General features: G+C 63.6%; 13 protein-coding genes. 6 read left to right on the top strand and 7 right to left on the bottom strand.

All coding sequences use genetic code 11. From position 1 onward, the window contains the following. Positions 1–11 precede the first annotated feature (11 nt). From NZK81_RS08980 to NZK81_RS08970, 3 genes are all read right to left on the bottom strand, one after another. On the bottom strand, positions 12–596 hold the full coding sequence (locus NZK81_RS08980) for a hypothetical protein (protein WP_260045791.1): 585 nt from the start codon (positions 594–596) through the stop codon (positions 12–14). A gap of 230 nt (positions 597–826) precedes the next feature. After that, the gene (locus NZK81_RS08975; protein ID WP_260045790.1) at positions 827–1,129 is read right to left on the bottom strand and encodes a hypothetical protein; all 303 of its coding nucleotides are present in this window, start codon (positions 1,127–1,129) and stop codon (positions 827–829) included. Positions 1,130–1,134: 5 nt separating this feature from the next. Then, the gene (locus NZK81_RS08970; RefSeq protein ID WP_260045789.1) at positions 1,135–4,032 is read right to left on the bottom strand and encodes a M16 family metallopeptidase; all 2,898 of its coding nucleotides are present in this window, start codon (positions 4,030–4,032) and stop codon (positions 1,135–1,137) included. Between the two features lie 112 nt (positions 4,033–4,144). Between NZK81_RS08970 and NZK81_RS08965 the strand changes: the two genes are divergently transcribed. Further along, a complete protein-coding gene (locus NZK81_RS08965) occupies positions 4,145–4,867 on the top strand; it encodes a DUF4197 domain-containing protein (RefSeq protein ID WP_260045788.1) in 723 nt (240 codons plus the stop codon). A 12-nt stretch (positions 4,868–4,879) separates the two neighbouring features. Here NZK81_RS08965 and NZK81_RS08960 read toward each other — a convergent pair whose 3' ends face one another. Continuing rightward, positions 4,880–5,329 (bottom strand): nuclear transport factor 2 family protein, encoded by a 450-nt coding sequence (locus tag NZK81_RS08960; protein WP_260045787.1) that lies wholly within the window; start codon positions 5,327–5,329, stop codon positions 4,880–4,882. Positions 5,330–5,748: 419 nt separating this feature from the next. On the opposite strand from NZK81_RS08960, the gene NZK81_RS08955 reads away from it, so the two are divergent. Together NZK81_RS08955 and clpB are read left to right on the top strand one after the other, a co-directional pair. After that, the gene (locus tag NZK81_RS08955; RefSeq protein ID WP_260045786.1) at positions 5,749–6,873 is read left to right on the top strand and encodes a S8 family serine peptidase; all 1,125 of its coding nucleotides are present in this window, start codon (positions 5,749–5,751) and stop codon (positions 6,871–6,873) included. A 175-nt stretch (positions 6,874–7,048) separates the two neighbouring features. Then, entirely contained in the window at positions 7,049–9,628 is a 2,580-nt protein-coding gene (gene clpB, locus NZK81_RS08950; RefSeq protein WP_260045785.1) for an ATP-dependent chaperone ClpB, read from the top strand. Between the two features lie 6 nt (positions 9,629–9,634). On the opposite strand, the gene NZK81_RS08945 is transcribed toward clpB, so the two are convergent. The 3 genes from NZK81_RS08945 to NZK81_RS08935 all read right to left on the bottom strand — a co-directional run bounded on the left by NZK81_RS08945 (position 9,635) and on the right by NZK81_RS08935 (position 15,705). Continuing rightward, positions 9,635–11,452: a tetratricopeptide repeat-containing sulfotransferase family protein gene (locus NZK81_RS08945; protein ID WP_260045784.1), complete on the bottom strand. Its 1,818-nt coding sequence runs from the start codon at positions 11,450–11,452 to the stop codon at positions 9,635–9,637. A 104-nt stretch (positions 11,453–11,556) separates the two neighbouring features. After that, complete coding sequence (locus NZK81_RS08940) at positions 11,557–14,766, bottom strand: TonB-dependent receptor domain-containing protein (protein ID WP_260045783.1); 3,210 nt, start codon at positions 14,764–14,766, stop codon at positions 11,557–11,559. A gap of 408 nt (positions 14,767–15,174) precedes the next feature. Continuing rightward, the gene (locus NZK81_RS08935; protein ID WP_260045782.1) at positions 15,175–15,705 is read right to left on the bottom strand and encodes a hypothetical protein; all 531 of its coding nucleotides are present in this window, start codon (positions 15,703–15,705) and stop codon (positions 15,175–15,177) included. Between the two features lie 585 nt (positions 15,706–16,290). On the opposite strand from NZK81_RS08935, the gene NZK81_RS08930 reads away from it, so the two are divergent. From NZK81_RS08930 to NZK81_RS08920, 3 genes are all read left to right on the top strand, one after another. Further along, entirely contained in the window at positions 16,291–19,338 is a 3,048-nt protein-coding gene (locus NZK81_RS08930) for a TonB-dependent receptor domain-containing protein (protein ID WP_260045781.1), read from the top strand. A gap of 107 nt (positions 19,339–19,445) precedes the next feature. After that, positions 19,446–21,497 carry a tetratricopeptide repeat-containing sulfotransferase family protein gene (locus tag NZK81_RS08925; RefSeq protein ID WP_260045780.1) on the top strand — a complete coding sequence of 684 codons (2,052 nt, stop codon included), beginning with the start codon at positions 19,446–19,448 and terminating at the stop codon, positions 21,495–21,497. Between the two features lie 15 nt (positions 21,498–21,512). Continuing rightward, positions 21,513–22,676: an aspartyl/asparaginyl beta-hydroxylase domain-containing protein gene (locus tag NZK81_RS08920; RefSeq protein ID WP_260045779.1), complete on the top strand. Its 1,164-nt coding sequence runs from the start codon at positions 21,513–21,515 to the stop codon at positions 22,674–22,676. Positions 22,677–22,686 lie beyond the last annotated feature (10 nt).

Below are 22,686 nucleotides of genomic sequence, written 5' to 3'. Positions count from 1 at the left end.
GGACGTCATTTTCATTTTTTCTTCTTCTGCTTCGGAGGCGATTGGAGCGCGGTTCCGAACTCTGTCAGCGAGCGTTCGTATGCCTGGTCGATGTCGCTCGATGCGGCCACGACGGCATCCGGGGTCGCGGGCGGGAAAGCCGTAAGCGGGACCTGCGTGTAGGTCCCGAAACGGCGCGTCAGCGCATCGCCATCGAACGAGCGGTAGCGGAACAGGATTTTCAGGAACTTGCCGTTGACGATGTCTTCCTGGAAGAACACGTCGTCGACCACCAGTTCGGCATAGCACGAGGGCGCGTCCGCGATCAGGCGGCCCGGCGTGTGCCTTGCGGTGTTGCTGTCGAGGGCCTGCTCATGCACGAGCGTGCGGTATCCGGGCAGGGCAAGCGCTTCGGCCAGGGGCGAAGCGCGCAACAGTTCCACCTGATGGGGCGTGTCCAACGGAATGCCCGGCAGCTTTCGGTACCCCTCGCGACCTTCCACGGCGCCATCCACGATGCCTCCGTGAAACCAGCCATGATAGGTCGAGCGCAGGCCGTCGGCGGGCCAGACATGCAGTTCGCAGGCGGTGGTGTCCGTACCTGCATCTGTTTCCATGTCCTGTGCCGGCAAGGCCGTGGACTGCGCGCCAAGGAATGCTGCGACAAGCGCAGCCCGGATGCGGGCCTGCCCCAAGCGTTATCTCCCCCCTCCCAAATGCGAAGCCTGTACTTCCATGCAGGGAGCAGAGTCGTCGCGCCGGCATTCTTATTCTTGCCGAACGTCGGGAGCAAGCCACTACGATGTGGAGATTTATTGGGGGCTCCGGGCCGTTGAACGGGGCGGAACTACATCTTGCGCGTACCCGCCAGATCCATCGTCCCGAACATGCCCGCCTTGACCTTGCCGGTCAGGGCATCGCCTTCGATCGTGGCGGTGCAGTCGAGTTCGATCGGCATCGGCATGGTCATCTTCATCTGCCAGGTCAGCGTGTTCCCGGTGATCGTGCCGCCCTTGATCTCCATCGATCCGAGGTCGCCGGTGATGTCCCCGGAGAAGGCGCCGCCTTCGCCCGGGACGATTGTCAGTACGCCCTTCTGGGGGCCCATCGGGGTCTTGGTGACGCAGTCGTAGCTTCCGGCGATGGTCATGCGGTTCACTCCTCTTCCGGGCCCTTCGGGGCCTCGCGCACTTCTATCGGCAGGCCGAGATCCTGCAACTGGGGTTCGACGACCTTGCGATCTCCCACGACAACGAACGTGAGACCCTCGGGCTGCAGGTATTCGCGCGCGGCCTCGCCGATCCGGTCGGCGCCGATCGCGCGGTAGGTGCCGGCGAGCTTTTCGTAGTAGTTTTCGGGGCGGCCGAGCCGGTCGTTCTTGCGGATGGCATAGAGCACCGAGGCGTTCGTTTCGAACTGGTTGGGCAGGGCGCGGATCGCGCCCTCGGTCACGCGCTGGAGTTCCTCGGCGGTGATCGGCTTGCTGGCGGGCAGGGCGGACATGTCCGCGACGATCGCCTTGATCGCGGCGCCGGTACGGTCTGCCTGGACGGGCGCGGAGACCTGCAGCAGGCGCGGGCCCGTGGGCTGGCTGACGCTGGTGTTCACGCCGTAGCTCCAGCCCTTGTCCTCGCGGATGTCCAGATTGAGGCGCGAGAGGAAATCGCCGCCGATCACGTCGTTGGCGAGCGTCAGCGGCTCCTCGTCCGGCGTCTGGCCGGTGAGCGGCAGAACGCGTCCGGCCAGGATCACCGACTGCGGCGAGTTGGGACGGTCGATCAGGACGATGCGCGCGCTGGCCGCCGGTGTCGCCGCGTCGACCGGCTTGACGGGAGGTGCGCTTACCGGGGCCTTCCACTGGCCGAATGCCTTTTCCAGCATCGGCTTGAGCTGTTCCATGGTCACGTCGCCGACCACGGTGATGCGGGCGAGATCGGGACGCAGCCACTTGTCGTGCGCGGCCCGCATGTCGGCCGGCGTCAGCGCGGCCAGCGATTGCGCGTTGCCGAGGCCGTCGAGCGGCTGGGCATAGGGATGCGTGCCATAGACCTCGGCCTCCAGCGTGCGTGCCGCCAGCGCCTTGGGCGAGGAAAGCGTCTGCGCCAGTTCGGCCTGGGCCTGTGCCTTGAGCCGCGTGAAATCGCTTTCGGCGAAGGCGGGGTGGAGGATCAGGTCGGCGGTCAGCGCCAGCGACGGGGCGAGGTTGTCCGAAAGCGCGCTCAGCGTGACGGTGCTGGTGTCGAGCGAACCGTCGGTGCCGATATTGGCGCCCAGCCGTTCCTGCTCTTCGGCGATCTGCGTGGCGCTGCGCGTCGTCGTGCCCTCTTCGAGCATGGCCAGCATCAGCCCCTGCGTGCCGGGCGTATCGAGCGCGTCGGCCGCATAGCCGGCGTCGAAATCGATCGCCATGACCAGTTTCGGCACGGCGGTGCGGCGGGCGAGCGTTACGGGAATGCCGTTGGCCAGCGTGGCATGCTCGATTGCCGGGAACTTCAGCGCCGCGACGGGCTGGACCGGCGGGGCCGTGCGCTCGGGGGCGGGGGGCAGCGGCGGGGCCATGGCGTGCGGATCGGCTGGCGGGGCCGGGTGATCGGCCTCGTCGCCCCAGCCGCCCAGGGCATCGCCGCTGTCGGTGCGCGGACCCGGCACGACATTGAGCGCGTAGACCGGGCGCGAGAGCCACTTGCCGAGCGCGGCCCTGATGCTGGCCGGCGTCAGCGCGGCCATGGCGGCAAGGTCTTTCTTGTAGTGCGCGGGATCGCCCGAATAGACCTGACCCTCGGCCAGTGTCGCACCCTTGCCGGAGAAGCCGCCGACGCGTTCGAGCCCGCCGATCTCGCCCGAGAGCAGGGCGGTGACGGCGCGCCGCACTTCATCCTCGGTGGGGCCCTCGCGCAGGTAGTCGGCCAGTACCTTGTCGAAGGCGGCCTCGGCTTCGGCGCGTGCGACGCCCGGCTTCACGTCCATCGACATGGTCAGGAAGCCGAGCTGCTGGAAGACCTGGTCGTAGGCGGTGACCGAAACGGCCAGTTCCTTGCCGCGCACCAGCTGGTTGTCCAACCGCGAGCTGGCAAGGCCGCCCAGGATATGCATGCCGATCCTGAGCGCGGGCGTATCGGGATCGTTGAGGCCGGGGGCGGTCCAGTTGCGGGTCAGGCGCAGCACGGGGACCTGATCGGTAATGTCGCGCGAGACCGGGGCGGGCAGGGTGACCGGGCCGGCCTTGACCGGCTCGATGGCGGGGCCGCGTGGGATGCCGCCGAACCACTTTTCCACCTTGGGACGGGCGGTGCCGGCATCGATGTCGCCCGAGAGCACGAGGACGACGTTGTTGGGGCCGTAGTGATCGGTGAACCACGTGCGCACGTCCGTCAGCGTCGCGGCGTCGAGATCGGCCATCGAGCCGATGGTGGAATGGCGATAGGGATGGCCGATCGGGAGGAGCCCGTCGGCCTGGAAATAGTCGTAGAGGCCATAGGGCTGGTTGTCGCCCTGCCGCTTCTCGTTCTGGACGACGCCGCGCTGCTTGTCGAGCTTGTCCTGCGTGACCGCGGGCAGCAGGTGGCCCATGCGGTCGCTTTCCATGAACAGCGCCAGATCGAGCGCGCCGGTGGGCACGGTCTCGACGTAGTTGGTGCGGTCGTACCAGGTCGAGCCGTTGGTCGGCGTCGATCCCGCGGCCTCCAGCGGAATGTCGAAATTGGGCACGTTGGCCGAGCCACCGAAGAACAGGTGTTCGTAGAGGTGCGCAAAGCCGGTGCGGCCGCGCGGCTCGTTCTTCGAGCCGACCTCGTAGTAGAGCGTGACCGCGACGATCGGCGCCTTGCGATCCGTGTGAACGATGGTCGTCAACCCGTTGGGCAGGATGAACTTCTCGTAGGGAATGTCGACCTTCGAGACGAGATCCTGCAGCGCTGCCGGGGCCGTGGCGGAAGCCTGCGCGGCAGGGGCGGGTGTCTTCGCGAATGCGACGGTGCCGGGCGCGGCGGAACCGGCGGCGAGGAGAAGGGCGGCGGCGAGAGCGGTGAGGCTCGAAACGGGGGCAATGCGCATGCACGAGGTCTAGCAAAGACTGTTCCTGCCGCAAGCTGAACAGTGCGGCTTCGGGTTGCGGTGAGGCGCATCGGCGTGCAAACTTCACCCGACTTTCAAAGGAGATAGTGTGATGGCGGGCTTTGAGGATCGTATGGGGCGGCGCGATGCCGTTGCGGTCATGCTGGCGACGCTGGCCGGCGGCGCGATCGCTGCCACCTGGCCCGGAGCCGCGCGGGCCGCGGGGATCGGAGGCGCGTTCGTCGACCTGCTCGGTCGCGCGTCCGACAGTTCGCTGGACAAGCTGGCCGAGCCCGGCGCTTTCTACAACGATCCGGACATCCGCATCGGCCTTCCGCTGGTGGGCGGCCTGGGTGGTGGGCTCGGCGGCGTGTTCGGCAAAGTGCTCGATACCGGCAGCAAGCTGGGCCTCACCGACAACCTGGTGCGGCGGCTCAACGATGCCGCAGGCGTCGCCGCGGGAGAGGCCAAGCCGATCTTCCGTTCGGCGATCTCGCGGCTGTCGCTGGCCGATGTCCCCGGCATCGCCACCCAGAACGACGGGGCGACCCAGTACCTGCGGCGCAGCGCCGGAGACGAGCTCAGGGGCAAGCTGCGCCCGCTGGTCGACGATGGTCTCGCGCAGGTCGGCGCCTATGGGCAACTCGACAGCCTCACGCGCCGGTCGAACGTGCTCGCGAAAGCCGGAATCACGCACGACAAGCTGGGCGATTCCGTCACCGGGCAGGCGCTCGACGGCATCTTCCGCTACATCGGCAACGAGGAGACGAAGCTGCGCGCCAATCCGCTCAAGCCGGCCGGAAGCCTGCTCAAGGGCATCCTTGGCGGGAACTGAGCAGGCGCCGGATTACCCCCGCTTGAAGATCTGCCCGCTGTCGAAGCGGCTGATGCGCCATTCGCCGTCGTTGTCGCGGCGGCATTCCATCTTCACGTCGGCCACGGCCAGTGGATCGCAGTACTTGTCGAGGTCCGTCACGGTGGCGAAGAATACCAGCAGGTAGCCCACCTTGGCATGATCGGCGTCGTCGAACGAGACGCGCAGCGAGGTGATGATGTGGCGCATCGTCATCAGGCCGGGACCGGCCGTCATGGCTTCGGCGCGGCCCTTGTAGAAGGCCTCGACCGCCGCCAGCCCGTCGCGCCATTCGCCGCCAACGAAATATTGCACGTCCTCCGCCAGGCAGTCCGCCTTGCGCATGGAGAGGCCGTTGTTGATGTCCAGCTCGTCGCCCCATTCGTAGATGACCTGCTTGATCGCAAGAACGTCCGCTGCCTGCTGGGGAGTGAATTTCGCCACGTCTGGATACCTCTTCCCGTTGTTGTGGGTTGTCCCGGGCACGCTAGGCGATGGCTGCAACCGGGCCAAGGGCATGATGAACGACATCGTTGATTTACCGCCATCGCGACGGTGACGAGGCGGCAACAGGGACTCGGCGACGGCTGGCGCGGCCGCTTTTCGTCGTTCTCTGCCGGGGAATGTTCAATAATGAACACATATAGGGTGAAGCAAGAGGGTTGCTCGCAATTTCATACATCTGGATGGCGCTTTTTTCGGGTCATTTATGCAATGAAAACATGGGAATAACTGCGATTCCGCGATGTGTCCCGAAATAGTATGGCTAACCGGCCGGCATACCCTCGACGACGGGGGGCGGAGTGCTAGTCTCTGCGGAAGCGGGGGGCGTATGGCCGCCTTTATTTCGAAGCGGAGGGCATATGAAAATCAAACTCATGGCAACGCTGGCGTGCTCGACGGCCGCCCTGGTCGCTGCGGGTCCGGCTTTGGCCAAGTCCGGCGACATCATTCCCAATTCGTACATCTGCGTCTTCAACAAGAAGGCGGTGAACACGGGGGGCGTGCAGTCCGAGGCGCACCGGGCCGCCGCCGCAGCTGGCGGGAAAGTGACGCATCTCTACAGGTACACCATCCACGGCTTCTCGACGAACATGAGCGCGCAGGCCGCGTCGCAGATGAAGGCTCGCAATCCCTCGATCGCCTATTGCGAACCCGATCGCGTGATCGAACTGGCGCCGCCGATCGAGGCGCAGAAGGGCAAGCCAGGCAGTGGCGGTGGCGGCAGCACCGGCCAGCAGACGCCCTGGGGCATCGCGCGCGTCAACGGTGGTGTTTCGGGCGTGGGCAAGCGCGCGTGGATCATCGACACGGGCATCGATTCCACGCACCCCGACCTCACTGTCGATGCGTCGCTGGGCAATGGCTTCGTCACGCGCGAGGAAGGGCTGACAGAGGATCTCAATGGCCATGGCACCCACGTGTCGGGCACGATCGCGGCAAAGAACAATTCGATCGGCGTGATCGGCGTCGCCGCCGGGGCGACCGTCATTCCGGTGCGGGTGCTCAACCGCCGCGGCAGCGGCTCCTACGCAGGCGTCATCGCGGGTGTCGACTGGGTCGGGCAGCACGGGCAGGCGGGCGACGTGGCCAACATGAGCCTGGGCGGTCCGACCGACGATGCGCTCGACGCCGCCGTGCTTGCGGCCTCCTCGGTCGTGAAGTTCGCGATCGCGGCGGGCAATTCGGGCGCCAATGCCAATGACTACTCGCCCGCGCGTGTCAACGGTCCCAATGTCTATACCGTGTCGGCCTTTTCCGACGGCGACAAATGGGCCAGCTTCTCGAACTACGGCAATCCGCCGATCGACTATGCGGAGCCGGGCGTGAGCATCCTCTCCACCTGGCGGGACGGCGGCTACAACACCATCAGCGGCACCTCGATGGCGACGCCGCACCTGGCGGGGCTGCTGCTGGTCGGCTTTTCCGCGGACGGCACTGTCTCGGGTGATCCGGACGGCCACCCCGACACCATCGGCGCGCACTGAACCACTTGAAAAGGCGTTGAAAGGGCGGTCCGTTCGCGGGCTGCCCTTTTTCGTGCGCAAATGCTTGCGCACTGTCAAAGACCGCCCATCTAGAGCGGGCATAAATAGTGGGTAGAGGCTCTTGTGTTGTAAAAATGCAACACTATATCGTCGGGGTCAGGAGGCATCACACACCATGAATCTCGAAAAATTCACCGACCGCGCCAAGGGTTTCCTTCAGGCCGCGCAGACTGTCGCGATCCGTCTGAACCATCAGCGCATCAGCCCCGAGCATATCCTCAAGGCGCTGCTCGATGATTCCGAAGGCATGGCCGCCGGGTTGATCACGCGCGCCGGCGGCAATCCCGCCTATACCACCCAGGAACTGGACAAGGCCCTGGCCAAGGTGCCGTCGGTTTCGGGCAGCGGCGCGCAGGCCTCGCCCGGTCTCGACAACGATGCCGTGCGCGTGCTCGACGCTGCCGAGCAGGCCGCGACCAAGTCCGGCGACAGCTTCGTGACGGTCGAGCGGCTGCTGCTGGCGCTGGTGCTCGCCACCACGAGTCCGGCCGGGCAGGCGCTCAAGGCCGGTAACGTCACCGCGCAGGCGCTCGAAGCCGCGATCACCGAACTGCGTGGCGGCCGCACCGCCGACAGCGCGGGGGCGGAGAACGCCTACGACGCGATGAAGAAGTACGCGCGCGATCTCACGCAGGCCGCGAAGGACGGCAAGCTCGACCCGGTCATCGGCCGCGACGAGGAAATCCGCCGCACCGTGCAGATCCTTGCCCGCCGCACCAAGAACAATCCCGTCCTCATCGGCGATCCCGGCGTCGGCAAGACCGCCATTGCCGAAGGGCTCGCGCTGCGCATCGCTAATGGCGACGTGCCCGACAGCCTCAAGGACCGCCAGCTCATGGCGCTCGACATGGGCGCGCTGATCGCGGGCGCCAAGTACCGCGGCGAGTTCGAGGAACGCCTCAAGGCCGTGCTCGACGAAGTGAAGGGCGCCGAGGGCGAGATCATCCTGTTCATCGACGAGATGCACACGCTGATCGGCGCGGGTGCTTCGGAAGGTTCGATGGACGCGGGCAACCTGCTCAAGCCTGCCCTTGCGCGCGGCGAACTGCACTGCATCGGCGCGACCACGCTCGACGAGTACCAGAAGTACGTCGAGAAGGACGCGGCCCTGCAGCGCCGCTTCCAGCCCGTCTTCGTCGACGAGCCGACCGTGGAGGATACGATCTCGATCCTGCGCGGGCTCAAGGAAAAGTACGAGGTGCACCACGGGGTGCGCATCACCGACGGCGCGATCGTTGCCGCCGCGACGCTTTCCAACCGCTACATCACCAACCGCTTCCTGCCTGACAAGGCGATCGACCTCATGGACGAGGCCGCGAGCCGCATTCGCATGGAAGTGGAAAGCAAGCCCGAGGAGATCGAAGGCCTCGACCGCCGCATCATCCAGCTCAAGATCGAGGAAGCGGCTCTGGCCAAGGAAAGCGACGAGGCGTCGAAGGACCGTCTCGCCACCTTGCGCGAGGAACTTGCCAATCTCGAACAGCAGTCGAGCGAGCTGACCACCCGCTGGCAGAACGAGCGCGACAAGATCGCCGCCGAAGGCAAGATCAAGGAACAGCTCGACACTGCGCGCCTCGAACTGGAACAGGCGCAGCGTTCGGGCGATCTCGCCCGTGCGGGCGAGTTGTCCTATGGCACGATCCCGAACCTCGAGAAGCAGCTTGCCGAAGCGCAGGCGCAATCCGAGAACGCCATGCTGCGCGAGGAAGTGACCGAGGATGACATCGCCGGTGTCGTCAGCAAGTGGACCGGCGTGCCCGTCGACAAGATGCTCGAGGGCGAGCGCGAGAAGCTGCTCAAGATGGAGGAAGTCCTCGGCCAGCGCGTGATCGGCCAGAAGGATGCGGTGGAAGCCGTCTCCAAGGCCGTGCGGCGCGCTCGCGCCGGACTGCAGGACCCGAACCGGCCGCTGGGCTCGTTCCTGTTCCTCGGCCCCACGGGCGTTGGCAAGACCGAGCTGACCAAGGCGCTCGCCGGCTTCCTGTTCGACGACGACACCGCGATGGTGCGCATCGACATGAGCGAGTTCATGGAGAAGCACGCCGTTGCCCGTCTGATCGGCGCGCCTCCGGGCTATGTCGGCTACGAGGAAGGCGGTGTGCTCACCGAAGCGGTGCGGCGCCGGCCCTATCAGGTCGTGCTGTTCGACGAGGTGGAAAAGGCGCACAGCGACGTGTTCAACGTGCTGCTGCAGGTGCTCGACGATGGCCGGTTAACCGACGGGCAGGGCCGGGTGGTGGACTTCACCAACACCCTGATCATCCTGACGTCGAACCTGGGCAGCCAGTACCTCACGAGCCTGGAGGAAGGACAGACCGTCGAGAGCGTCGAGCCGCAGGTGATGGACGTCGTCAAGGCGCACTTCCGCCCCGAGTTCCTCAACCGCCTGGACGAGATCGTGCTGTTCCACCGCCTTGGCCAGGAACACATGGGCCCGATCGTCGATATTCAGGTCGACCGGGTGCAGAAGCTGCTCAAGGACCGCAAGATCGTGCTCGACCTTACCGACGCCGCGAAGCGCTGGCTGGGCCGGGTGGGCTACGATCCCGTTTACGGCGCGCGGCCGCTCAAGCGCGCGGTTCAGCGCTATCTGCAGGACCCGCTGGCCGAAAAGCTGCTCGCCGGTGAAGTGCCCGACGGCTCGACCGTGCGGATCGAGGAGGGCGACGGCGCGCTGGTGATCAGCGTGGTGTGAGCATCGTCAGTCGGTGAAAGAAGGAGGCGCTTTGGGGTAGTGCGTTAGCACGGGTCCGAGTGCCTCCTTTAGTGGCTCAAGAAACGGGGCATACCGCTGCCAGCGCTCCATGCCGTCGCGGGTAATCGGAGAGCGCACTTGTTCCGAGCTGGGTGTGTGAACTGCACGCCTGTTTTCGAAGAAGCGCAAGCAGGCAGGTTCAAACGGCAGTTCGAGATAGTCGAGCAGGCGGCGAACTTCGGCTTCGGTATCTTCGACCAGCGCTTCGTAGGTGAGGTGATGGATGCGGCCGGGCAGGACTTTGTCGAAATGCGCCATCTGCCGGACGTAGGCGGAATAGAACCGGCCGATGTGCTCAAGATCGTATGAGAAATTGATGCCCTGATTGAAGTGCTGCGAAAAGTTCGCGAAGCCGCAGCCTAGCGGATGACGCCGGATGTCGACGATTTTCGCGTTTGGCAGGATAAGGTGGATCAGCCCGGCAAAGACCCAGTTGCTGGGCATTTTGTCCGTAAAGAATGGCCGCTCGGTTTCCCGAAAGCGGCGGGTTGCGGCAATGTAGTGTCCGCCAAGTTCGTGGAGCTTTTCGGGGGGGAGCAAGCGAACGACGTCGAGCCAGCCGCCAGTTCCGCCTTGCGGAGCAAGTCCAAGTGCGATGCGCTCGATATCGTGCAACTCCTCGGTGCCCTCTATCAGCGGATGACTGGCGAGAATTTGCTCAACAAGAGTCGAGCCCGAGCGTGGCAGGCTTACAATGAAGATCGGGTCGCGTGCCTGATGGCCGACGCCGGTGCGCGCCTCGAAAAAATCCGCCGTGCATGTTGCGAGCACTTTGCTTACGTGTTGCTCGTTTTTGAGTGGATCGTGCGGCGTTTCAAGCAGGCGTTGTCGCGCACCTTGCGAATAGGCGGCAAAGGCGCCGGCCGAATCGCCCAGATCGTCCAATGCCTTGCCCAACGCATAAGACAGGTGGACACGCTGTTCGCTGGTAACCGACGCGCCGTTGAGCGCGTCGCGCATGGCTGCCACGTCGTCGGCGTTGAAGTGCACCGTCTTGAGATTGGCAAGCCCCCACCATGCCAGGCCATTGGCGGCGTCTATGGCAATTGCCTGGCGGTAGGCCGTCACTGCATCGCCGAGGTGCCCGATTGTCTTGAGCAGGAAGGCGTGATTGCACCACCCGCGCGCGTCTTGCGGATGGTGGTCATGAAGTTCGCCGAATACAGCTTCGGCCTTTTCGAAACGGCGTTGTTGCACCAGAATGGCCGCCTTGAGCGAAAGCGATGGAAGGTGATCTGGCCGAATGTTCAGTGACTGTGCGAGGGTATCCAAGGCTTCGATGTAACGCCCGGTATCCCGTTGCAACTTGGCGAGGGCTATCCGCGCTTCGACATAGGTCGGGGCGAGAAGAATTGCCCTGCGGTAGAGGTTTTCGGCTTCCCGTTGCGCCCGGCATTGTGCCGCGATGTCACCGAGCATCATGGCTGCAGCGGGATCTTCCGGATCCTGCTTCAGGTGGTTTCGGACGAGCGGCTCGGCCTTCGCTATGTCGCCGGACAGAAAGGCCTCTTGCGCGGATGCAAATCCAGGACGCTGAATACCAAGAGCTATCGCTTCCGCTTCGACCAGCATAGCTTGCGAGGTGTGGCCACGGTTTCGCAGCAGTCTTGCCAGAACCCGACGTGCAGGAAGGAAATCAGGCTCGTCCCGTATCAGCGCTTTGATATCGGCGCATGCTGCTTCGGGTTCACTGATGAAGCGTGCGGCGGCGGCTTGCAGCCGGGAAACGATCTCGGGTTTTGGAAAGCTTTGGTATGGCGCCATGCCATCTTCATCGCGGGCAAGAGCGGTAAATGCAAGAAGGGGGCAGGGCTCTTCGAGCCCTGCCCCCGATTCTGCCGTTGTCCCGGGCGCACCCGGAAGCAAACTTACTTGAACGTGCGGGTCACGTTCAGGAAGAATGAGCGACCAACAAGGTTGTAGTTGCTCGAGTTGAAGCGGTTGCCGATGCGCGTGTACTGGCAGACCGAACTCGGGCACGATGAGATGATCGGCGGCTTGGCATTGAACAGGTTGTTCACGCCCATCGTGATCTGGCCAAGATCCTCGACCTTCCACTGGAACGACAGGCCATGTTCCCAGTATTCCTCTGCGACGAGGTCATAATTGACGGCGCCGAGGTAGGGGGCAACTATGCCTTCACCGTCCGAGGACGAGTCCTGCTTGCCCACATAGGTGATCCCATAGCGGACAGTGAACTTGTCGCCAGGGAAGATATACTTCAGGTCGAGGTTGCCGACCCACTTCGGGCCAGCACCGAACCCTTGCACACCCAGCGTGCCATTGTAATCGATCTTCTCATCTTCTGCGAAGAGCTGGTAGTACTGGTGTATGTTGCGTGTTGCCTCGGCTCGGGCCACGAAACGTCCACCGGCGATGTCCGTTGCGAAGCGCACGTCAAAGTCGATACCCGACGCAGCCTGTTGGGATACGTTCAGGTAAGGATTGAGGAACGAGGCCAGCGTGCCCTGCTGCGGGTCGCCGGCCGGACGACGCGGGGCGACCAGATCGCAATACTGGTTGTTCGGGAAGTCGTCGGCCTCGTAGCAGCGGCGCAGGATCAGTGAACCAAGCGTAGTGACTTCTCCCTTCACCTTGACGTTCCAGTAGTCGACTGCCAGCGAGAAGTCGTACGGCCCGGTCGGGACCGTGAAGACCACGCCACCGCCCCACGAACGGGATGTTTCCGCCTTGAGGAGACCGGCACCGCCGCGCGTCGTCACCATCGGCCCTGAGGTTGCGATGTAGTTGACCGCATTGTTGCCCAAGATCGGCTGCAGCACGCTCAGGCAGTTGTCGTAGACAGTGTCACCCGGCGAATAGGCAGTGCCGAAAGCCGAGCAGGGGTCAACGTCGCCGCCGTAGAAGCCGGTCTGGTCGGCAACGAACTGCTCATAGAGGTTCGGTGCGCGGAATGAGGTGCCGTAGTTGCCACGAAAGCGAACCCAGTCGTTCACGGCCCATTGGCCGTTGAAGTGGTACGTGAAGTCCGAACCGTAGGACTTGTAATGTGTCCAACGCCCGGAGACATCAAGTTCCAACAGCTTGAAGAACGGCTGATCACTTAGGAACGGGATTCCGATTTCGCCGTAGATTTCGTCGACGGTGTCCGAGCCCTTGGTGATCTGGGCCGAGCTGTAGTTGTACAGATTGGCGTTCTGAGCATCGATCGACGGCGTGTCATTCAATTTGTCGCGCCGATGTTCGTAACCAAAGGCTGCACGCACAGTTCCGCCCGGGATTTCGAACAGTGAACCGTCAACGTTGAGCGAGATTGTGGTCTGGTCGAACTTGGTGTGGCCGACGTCCGACCTGTACAGGTAGTTGTAGACATTTGCCGGCACGTTGCCGTTCAGCAAGATGTTCACGTCGTACATGTTGAGCGGAACGCAGCTCGAACCGCTGATGAAATTACCAGAGCCATCGACGTTCGAAGCGCAGGTATATCCGTTCCCCGCTCCAGCCTGGTAGGGCTGGGCATAGGTGATTAGATCGTCTGGGGTTCCGGCAGGCGCCAGCACGGTTTCAAGGGCATTGCTCAGGCGTTCGGGCGTCGTCTGAGTAATAGCGTATCGCGACTTTGTGTGGGAATACTGGAAGTTCGCGTCATATCGCCAGTCGCCCAAGCCCAGGCTGCCGCGCAGCCCGCCGTTCCAGCGCAGGAAGTCGACGCGCTGCGAACTTGTGCGCATCGTCGTGGGCAGAAGGAAAGGCGTGTAGTAGTTGATGCCCTGATCCGACAGTGCCGTAGGGAAGAAGGGGCTGACGGGGAAGCCATAGGCCGACAAGGGCGTGCCGTCGTAACTGCCGCCATAGATCTCGATGTTGGGATCGAGGACAGACGGGTTGATGCTGATCTGACCTGAGAAATCCTGGTGGGATTCGCGACGCGTGAAAAGAGCCTCCGTGTAGATTTCCGCATCGCCGAGCATGTCCAGTTCATAGGAACCGTCAAGATAGCCGGTGTAGGTGCGCACAGGCGAAATTATATGGTCCCTCAGCTGTACCGGGCTGGGGCCGACGCGGAACAAGCCATTGACAAGGCGCGTATTTCCGTTTTCGTCGTAGGTAATACGACCCTGTTGGCCGGTGTTGAAGCTGTAATAGATGCCGTAACCGCTGGCAATGCCGGAGCCGCCGCCGGTGGTGTATGGAAAACACATGAGCTGACCGGTCGAGGGATCGACTGCGCCGACTTCGTCGCCCGTTGTCGGGTCGAAATACAGGTCGCGGGGGCAGCTGAAGATGCCGCGGTCGCCCACGCGCATTCCGGTCCGTTCGCGATATTCAAATGATGCGGTAATGTGGCCACGGTCGAACACCTTTCCGGCAGCGACCGAGGTGCGATAGGTTCGCCCGCCACCGCCGTGCTGAACTGGCTGATCAGTGTAGGCGTCGAAGGTGATGCCTTCGACTTTCGGATCGGTGATGACGTTGATGACGCCTGCAATTGCGTCCGAACCGTAGACCGACGAAGCACCTTCGCGCAGAACCTCGATGCGGGAAATGATCGCGGATGGCAGCACGTTGAGGTCGGCGGCAACCAGTTGCGGGCCGACGCCGGCCGGAGCGAGGCGACGGCCATTCAGCAGAACCAGCGTACGAGAGGATGAAAGGCCGCGGAGGCCGACGGTGCTGGCAGCGGGGCCACCTTCGGATACGTAACCGAGAAAGGAGCCATTGATCTGCGATGTGCCCGATGTCACCGATGAGCTTTGCAACACATCGGCAGTGGAAGTCGTTCCGGCCAGCACGGCGTCATCGCGTGTGATGATGTTGACTTGTCCCGGCGTGCTGAAATTATCGCGCCGGATACGCGAGCCGGTGACGATTATGGTACCGTCGCTCTGAACCGGGACATTCTCTGAAATAATCGACGGCGAGGCGTCGTTGTCGGGAGCCGGCTGTTTCGTATCTTGTGCGTTTGCCGAGGTGGCAAAGCCTATCGCCAATGATGCGAACGTAAGGCACGTAGCGCTTCGCAGCGCAGCCTTTTTGATGGAAGTTTTCACGTGATGTGTCCCTTGTTGCATATTGAGCGGCCGGCGGGTGCGTGACCATTCCTGCTGGGCGCTCATTGTTCACAGGCTCGCGCCCCGTGTGCGCGTCGCTGCAATGGCTCCAGTTTGTTGCCCCGCATGAACGACCATTCAACTGTTTTCGTTACGTTTAGATCTTTGCTGCGATACTTGTGACAATCGTGTCACAGTCTCCAAAAAAAGCCCCGGCTGGCCTTGTCGCGGGCGCTGGCGAATTGGCGGACTGCATTCGGCAATCGTTGAGTCGCGCGACCGTGAGGCAAGCTCTGAAAATTGCTTTTGGCGATAGTTCGTTGAAAAACTCTTACGTGGCCGCCGCAGGGCGTTCGGGGCGCGTGCTGTCGCTCCGGATCAGCCCGGGCAGCTGCAGTGTGGCAAAAGGTCTTGTGGCCGTTCGGCGGGCGCGCCGGATCGTGTCGCGATTGGGGGAGAGTCGCGCCGGCGCGGTCAGTTGATTCGTCGCATTTTGATCGAGCGCTGTCCCTGCACCGACACGAGGTAGGTGCCGAGTACGCCCCGCTTTATGCGGACGGTGTTGCCGACCTTGGGGGACAGCACGAAGTCGCGCGTATCGTTCTGTTCCCAGGTGCTGCCATCCTCCAGCTTGAGGAGCCAGCCGCTGCCGGAGCGACGCACGGAGGAGACGCTCGTCTCGATTTCCTTGATTTCATCGGAGTCGTCTTCGTCATCGTTGCCGCCGAAGCCCATGAGCTTGCCGATTGGCGCGGCAAAGCCGAACAGGCCACGCCGGGCGGTGTCGATGGCCTTCTTGTCGGAGATCACGATTTCGCGCTTTTGCGTTGCCTCGTCGAGCGCGGCGGTCTGCTCATCGTAGCAGGCAAGGCGTTCGTCCGGGTTCGACATGGCCCGGCAATCCATCAGCTTTCGGTAGAGGTCCGGCCTGGAGTCGTCCTTCGCGAAGGACGGTTGCGATACGAGGAGCGCTGCGGTCAGCGCAGCCAGAAAGCCCTTGTACAAGACGTGTCCCCTTCTTCGCCGACCCATTCTTCAACAGGGTCACAATCGCAGGATTGCATCCGGTTGCAGCCAGCCGGAGCGAGGGCAGGGGAAGCGTCTCGCCGGGCTTCCGTCAAGGCGTCAGTGCGTAGCGTGGCGGAAAAGGGCGGGAAATATTGCACATTTTTGTGTGCGGGGCACTGCCAATATGGCCGCGTGGGCGATCGCTCACGGCTCTGCAATCTTGGTGGTCGATGCAGTAATATAAGTGCAATACCGCCTTTGGTGAAACGATGTTGCTTCAATATCGCTTACAAAAAATATGATCTTTCCCCCTTTGAATCCATGGGTTCCGGGGCAAATGGTCGGGCTTGCCGGGGGTTGTTGCGCATTTGTCACAAGCGCTCGCGAATGTTGCAGCTTCGTCTCCAAAGCTCTTTGCCCAATTCCTTCTTTGCGCAATGAAAGGACATCTACCGGCAGTGCTTCACAAGCCTGTGGGCTAGGGCATTGTCGGGGAATCTAGGGGGCAGGGGTCACACCGCGCCTTAGAATTAAATCCAAGGCGCAGGGGTCACACCGCGCCTTAGAAAAAGGGACACGCTTGTGAAAAATCAAACACTCACCGCGCTCAAGGCGGGTGCAGCGCCTTTGGTGCTGGGCTTCGCTCTGTTCAGCAGTGCGGCATATGCGCAGGATGCAGCTTCTGACGAAGGTGCAGGCGACGCGATCATCGTTACCGGTACGCGCATTGTTGCGCCCAACCAGACCTCGATCGCGCCGATCACGACGATGACGTCGGACGACATCTCGCTTTCGGGTACGACGCGCACCGAAGACCTTCTCAACTCGCTGCCGCAGGTCGTTGCGTCGCAGAGCTCGTCGCTCGCCAACGGCGCGACCGGTACTGCCACCGTCAACCTGCGCGGCCTTGGTTCGTCGCGTACTCTGGTGCTGATCAATGGCCGTCGCCTGATGACCGGTGACCCGAACACCACCACGTCGGCCGCCGACCTCAACTTCATCCCGGCCGCGCTCGTGAAGCGCGTCGACGTTCTGACCGGCGGTGCTTCGGCGACCTACGGTGCGGACGCTGTCGCGGGTGTCGTCAACTTCGTGATGGATACCGATTTCGAAGGCTTCAAGATCGACGCCAACTACGGTTTCTACAATCACGACAACCGCAACAACTTCATCACGCCGCTGCTTGACGCGCGTCAGGCCTCGGGCTTCTCGGGCTTCGATTACCCGACCGGCAACGTGACGGACGGCGGCCAGTACGACATCACCGCTGCGTTCGGCACGTCGTTCGACGACGGTCGCGGCCATGCCACCGCCTACGTCGGCTACCGCAAGGCGAACCCGGTCCTGCAGAGCAAGCGCGACTACTCGTCGTGCACGATCTCGGCCAGCGCGTCGGGCGCTTTCAGCTGCGGCGGTTCGCTGACCAACCAGATCGGCACCGGCATCTATTACGACTCGACGCCGATTGCCGGCGGCGGTGTCGGTACGACGTCGACGATCGGTGGTCTCGGCGCGGGCACTTTCACCCGTGGCCTTGTCCAGCGCTACAACTATGCGCCGCTGAACTACTTCCAGCGTCCTGACGAGCGTTACACCGCTGGCGTTTTCGCCGACTACGAGATCAACGAAGCGATCCACCCGTACATGGAATTCATGTTCATGGACGACCGGACGCTGGCCCAGATCGCTCCGTCGGGCGACTTCGGCAACACGCTGACCATCAACTGCGACAACCCGCTGATGTCGGATGCGCAGCGCAGCGCGATCTGCACCGATCGCAACATGGTCGTCGGCTATCTCGGCACCTTCCCGCTGGTGCAGAAGCTCTATGATGGCCTCGATCCCGCGGTGCAGGCCACCGTCACCGATCCGGCCAACCCGAACACCGCGTTCTTCCAGCTTCTGCGTCGCAACGTGGAAGGCGGTCCGCGTGTTTCGGACCTCCAGCACACCTCGTTCCGCACCGTCATCGGTTCGCGTGGCGAGCTGGGCAAGGCATGGTCGTACGACGCCTACTACCAGTACGGCCGTACCAACTACACGCAGGTCTACTCGAACGAGTTCTCGGTCGCCCGCCTGCGGAACGCTCTCGATGTCGTGACCGATGGCAGCGGTAACCCGATCTGCCGCGCCGCGCTCAACGGAACCGATCCGAACTGCGTGCCCTACGACATCTTCAGCGGCAATCCGATCACGGCTGACCAGATCGGCTACCTGGGTGCTACCGGCATCATCAAGGGGCAGACCTCGCAGCAGGTGTTCAGCGCGACCTTCACCGGCCTCCTCGGCGAGTACGGTATCCAGTCGCCGCTGGCATCGGACGGCATCAACATCGCGATCGGTGCGGAATATCGCCGCGATGCTCTTGAACTGACGGCGGACAATGCGTTCAACACCGGTGACCTCACCGGCCAGGGCGCACCGACCAAGGACACTGCCGGCAACTACAAGGTCACCGAGTTCTTCGGCGAAATCGATATCCCGCTGATTCAGGACGGTCTGGTCTACAACCTGTCGTTCAACGGCGGCTATCGCTATTCGCACTACAAGATCTCGAACGGCCGCACGTTCAACACCGATACCTTCAAGCTCGGTGTGGACTTCGCTCCGGTGTCAGACATCCGCATCCGTGCCGGCTACAACCGCGCGGTTCGCGTGCCGAACATCCAGGAGCTGTTCGCGCCGCAGATCGTCGCGCTTGATGGCGTGAGCGACCCCTGCAGCGGCTTCACCATCACGGCTGCCGACGTGGGCTGTCTTGCCCAGGGCATTCCGCTGGGCAGCAAGGTCACTGCCAACCCGGCCGAACAGTACAACGGCCTGATCGGTGGTAACCCGGATCTCAATCCGGAAAAGGCGACCACCAAGACACTCGGTGTCGTTATCCAGCCGCGCTGGATCCCCAGGCTGACGATCAGCGTCGACTGGTTCGACATCAAGGTGAAGAACGCGATTCAGGGCTACGGCGCCGATGCCATCCTGAATTCGTGCGTCGACGACGAGAACCTCCAGGCCTGTGCTCTCGTTACGCGTAACGCTGCCGGCTCGCTCTGGCTGAGCTCGGACGGTTACGTGATCGATACGCCGGTCAACGTCGGTGGCGTGAAGACCCGTGGTTTCGAGTTCACCGGCAACTGGTCGACTGAAATCGCTTCGGCCGGCACGCTGTCGCTGAACCTCGTCGGAACGCTGCTCGACCGCTACGTCGTCGACGACGGCCTGAGCACGCCTTACGACTGCTCGGGTGTCTATGGTCCGACCTGCGGTGGTTCTTCCACGGCCACGCCGCTGCCGACGTGGCGTCACAAGGCCCGTGCCACCTTCCGTACGGCTGGCGGCTTCGGTGCGTCCGTTCAGTGGCGTCACATCTCGGCTGTCGACTATGAGGCTGGTGTCACCAACTCGCTCGACTCCAAGATCGCCGCTCAGGACTACTTCGACCTGACGATGACCTACGACATCGGCGACCACCTGCAGTGGCGTCTGGGTGCGACCAACCTCTTCGACAAGCAGCCGCCGCTGGTGTCGTCGAGCGCTTGTGCCAGCGTCCTCTGCAACGGCAACACCTATCCGGGCACCTACGATCCGCTCGGTCGCTACATCTTCACCGGTGTGACGATGAACTTCTAATCGCTTCTGAAAGCGACTAGTCTGGGCGGCGGTCTTCCCATGGAGGGCCGCCGCCTTCTTATTTACGGTCGGTGCAATGCCGACGCTGATGAATATCCGGATCGCGCATGGCAGCCCCAACTCCGCAGCAAACCCTCCAGCAGATCGCCATGATGGCACGAGCGGGCCGGCTCGATGAAGCCGCCGTCCTTGCCGCCACCACGTTCGCGACGCACGGAGACGACCCTGTTCTTGCCGCTCTGGCCGGGGCGGTCGAATCGCATCGCCGCCGTTTCGATCGCGCGATTACCTATCTCGAGGTTGCCCACCGGCTCCGTCCGCAGGACATGACGGTCCGTGTCAACCTTGCCGAAGCCCTGTTCCATGTCGGACGGGCCGCCGCGGCACTGGCTCTTTGCGATGATGCATCGGCCAGGGCGGAACCCAACTTGCGGCTGGCCCGCCTCGGCGGCCACCTTGCGCAGGAGGCGGAAGAGTTCGAACGGGCTGTGCGGCTCTATCGCATCGTTCTGGCCCGGTTTCCCGATGACTGGGCCCTGCTGAACAACCTTGGAAACGCGCTCAGTGCGATCAACGAGCACGCCGAGGCGGCCAGGGTGCTGGAGAAGGCCCTGAAGCTCGCGCCCGATGCCGCGCCGATCAGGGTCAATCTGGGCAATGCGCTGCTGGAAGCGGAACGCTTCGAGGAGGGTGAGAAAGTCCTGCAGGACGCGGCACGGGAAGATCCCGCCGACGTCGAACCGGTCCTGGCCCTCGCGACGTTCTATCGTCGGGCCGGCGCTGATGACCGTTCGTTCGAGATGCTGGCGGAAGCCGCGCGCCGTGCGCCGGGGGATGCCGGAGTACTGTCGGACTACGGGCAGGAGGCGTCCAAGCGTAACGATTATGCGACGGCGGAGCCGGCTTTCGAGGCGGCACTGGCGATCGATCCGGCGCTATGGCCCTCGCTTGTCGGACTGGCCGCGCTTTACGAAAGGACGAACCGGGAAGCCGAGCTCGAACCGTTGCGCGAACGGGCGGAGGCCGCTGGCGGTGACGCGGCAACGCTTTCGTTCATCGATGCGCTGCGTTTCAAGCGTGCCGATCGTGTCGAGGAGGCTTTCGCCGCGCTCGAGGCTGCCGGCGATGTTGTCGTCGCCAACCGCAAGCACCAGCTGCGCGGTATTCTGCTCGACCGCATGGGCCGGTACGACGAGGCGTTCGCGGAATTCACCGAGATGAACCGCCAGCATCTCGCCGAGCCGTCCGATCCCGCTGCCAAGGCCACGATGTACCGCGACATGGTGGAGCAGGGGGCACGCACGCTGACACCGGATTGGGTTGCCAGCTGGTCGCCGTCACCGCCGGAAGAGCGGCCGTCGCCGGTCATCCTGCTCGGGTTCCCGAGGTCGGGCACGACACTGCTCGATACCATGCTGATGTCCGCTCCCGGAACGCTGGTCATGGAAGAGGAGCATTTCATCCTCGACATCGAGAACGAGCTGGGCGGTCTGGACGCGCTCGCGGGGCTCGGCGCCGGGGACATCGCGCAGGCCCGCGCACGCTATTTCGAGAAAGTGGCGACGCTGGGCGATCTCGGCCCCGATACCATGGTGATCGACAAGCATCCGCTACATCTGAACAAGGTGCCGGTGATCCGTCGTCTCTTTCCGGACGCAAAGTTCATTCTGGCGCTGCGCCACCCCTGCGACGTGCTGCTCAGCTGCTACATCACCAACTTTCGCACCAACCACGCGATGAGCAATTTCCTGGATCTGGAAACCGCCGCGCGGCTCTACGACATGACCTTTTCCTACTGGAACAAGGCTCGCGAGGTTTTCGATCTGCCGGTGCATACGATCGTCTACGAGAGGCTGGTGGCCGATCAGGGGCGTGAACTGGGCCCCTTGTTCGAATGGCTAGGGCTGCCGTGGCAGGGCGAGGCGTTCGACCATCGCGAGGCCGCACGTGCGCGCGGCATCGTGCGCACGGCCAGCTATTCGCAGGTGACCGAGCCGATCTATACCCGCGCGGCAGGTCGCTGGCATCGCTATGAAAAGTACCTTGAACCCGTGTTCGATCGCCTGCGTCCCTGGGTGGAACAGTTCGGCTATGCGCTGGGGGACGATCGTGTTCCGCAATGGGGCGAGCCTTCCGGGGTTCCGGTGGAACCGGCCTAGGGCGCAGCGCAAGCCATGACGACAGAAGCCGGATTTGCCGAAGTCGACAAGCTGGCGGGCGCGGGCCGCCTGCCGGAGGCTGCGCAGCAACTCGAGGCCCTGCTCAGGCAAGCGGAACCGGCAGGTGGGCAAGCTGTGGCGCAGTGGCTCAAGCTGGCTGGTCTGCGCCGTGCCTTGCGTCAGCCGCACCGCGCGCTCGATGCGGTGCACCGTGCCTTGCAGATCGCGCCGCTCGATTTCGTGGCGCTGGTCATGCGGGCCGGTCTGCTCGAGCGGCTCAACGATGCCGGTGCGGGCGAAGCGTGGGCCGAGGCGATCGCGCAGAAGCCGGACGGTACGCTGCCGCCGCCGCTTGCTGCCGCGCTTTCTGCCGGAGAGGCCTTCCATGCCGCCTGGCAGGAGACACGCGAGGCGCGGCTGGCGGCTGCGGCGGCCGATGCAGCGGCGCATGCCGACGAGGACGAGAACTGGCGCATCGCCCGCTTTCGCGACAATGTCCTGAGAAAGACGCGCGTCTATCACAGCCAGCCGACGCACTTTCACTATCCCGGCATTGTCGAGCGTGAATTCCACCCGCGCAGCACGACGCCCTGGCTGGCGGAACTGGAAGCCGGGTTCGAGGCGATCCGCGCGGAAATGCTGGCGCTCCTGCAGTCGGAACGCGCCGAACTGGAACCCTATATCCAGTACGAGGATCGCGAGGCGCTGGCGCAGTGGCGCTCGCTCAACCGGAACAAGGACTGGAGCGCGATCCACTTGCTCAAGCAGGGCGTGGAAGTCGCGGAGAATGCAGCGCAGGCGCCGCGCACGATGGAAATCCTCTCGCGCGTGCCGCAGCCGCGGGTGCCCGGCGCCTCGCCTAACGCGATGTTCTCGCTGCTCGCGCCGCGCACCGCGATTCCGCCGCACGTGGGGGTCGATAACACGCGGCTGGTCTGCCACCTGCCGCTCGTCGTTCCTGACGGCTGCTGGTTTCGCGTGGGGGCAGAGACGCGACTGTGGAAGGAGGGCGAGGCCTTCGCTTTCGACGATACCATGGAGCACGAGGCGATGAACCCCAGCGATGCCTTGCGCGTCGTGCTGATCTTCGATGCCTGGCACCCCGGTCTTTCCGAAGTCGAGCGCGCGGCGGTGGCCGCCATGATCGGCTCCGAAGGCATGTCCGGTGCGCGGGACTGACGGAAAGGGA

Origin of the sequence: Novosphingobium mangrovisedimenti, from assembly GCF_025153475.1 — a bacterium.
GTDB lineage: Bacteria > Pseudomonadota > Alphaproteobacteria > Sphingomonadales > Sphingomonadaceae > Novosphingobium > Novosphingobium mangrovi_A.
This window is presented reverse-complemented; position numbering and strand designations above follow the sequence as displayed.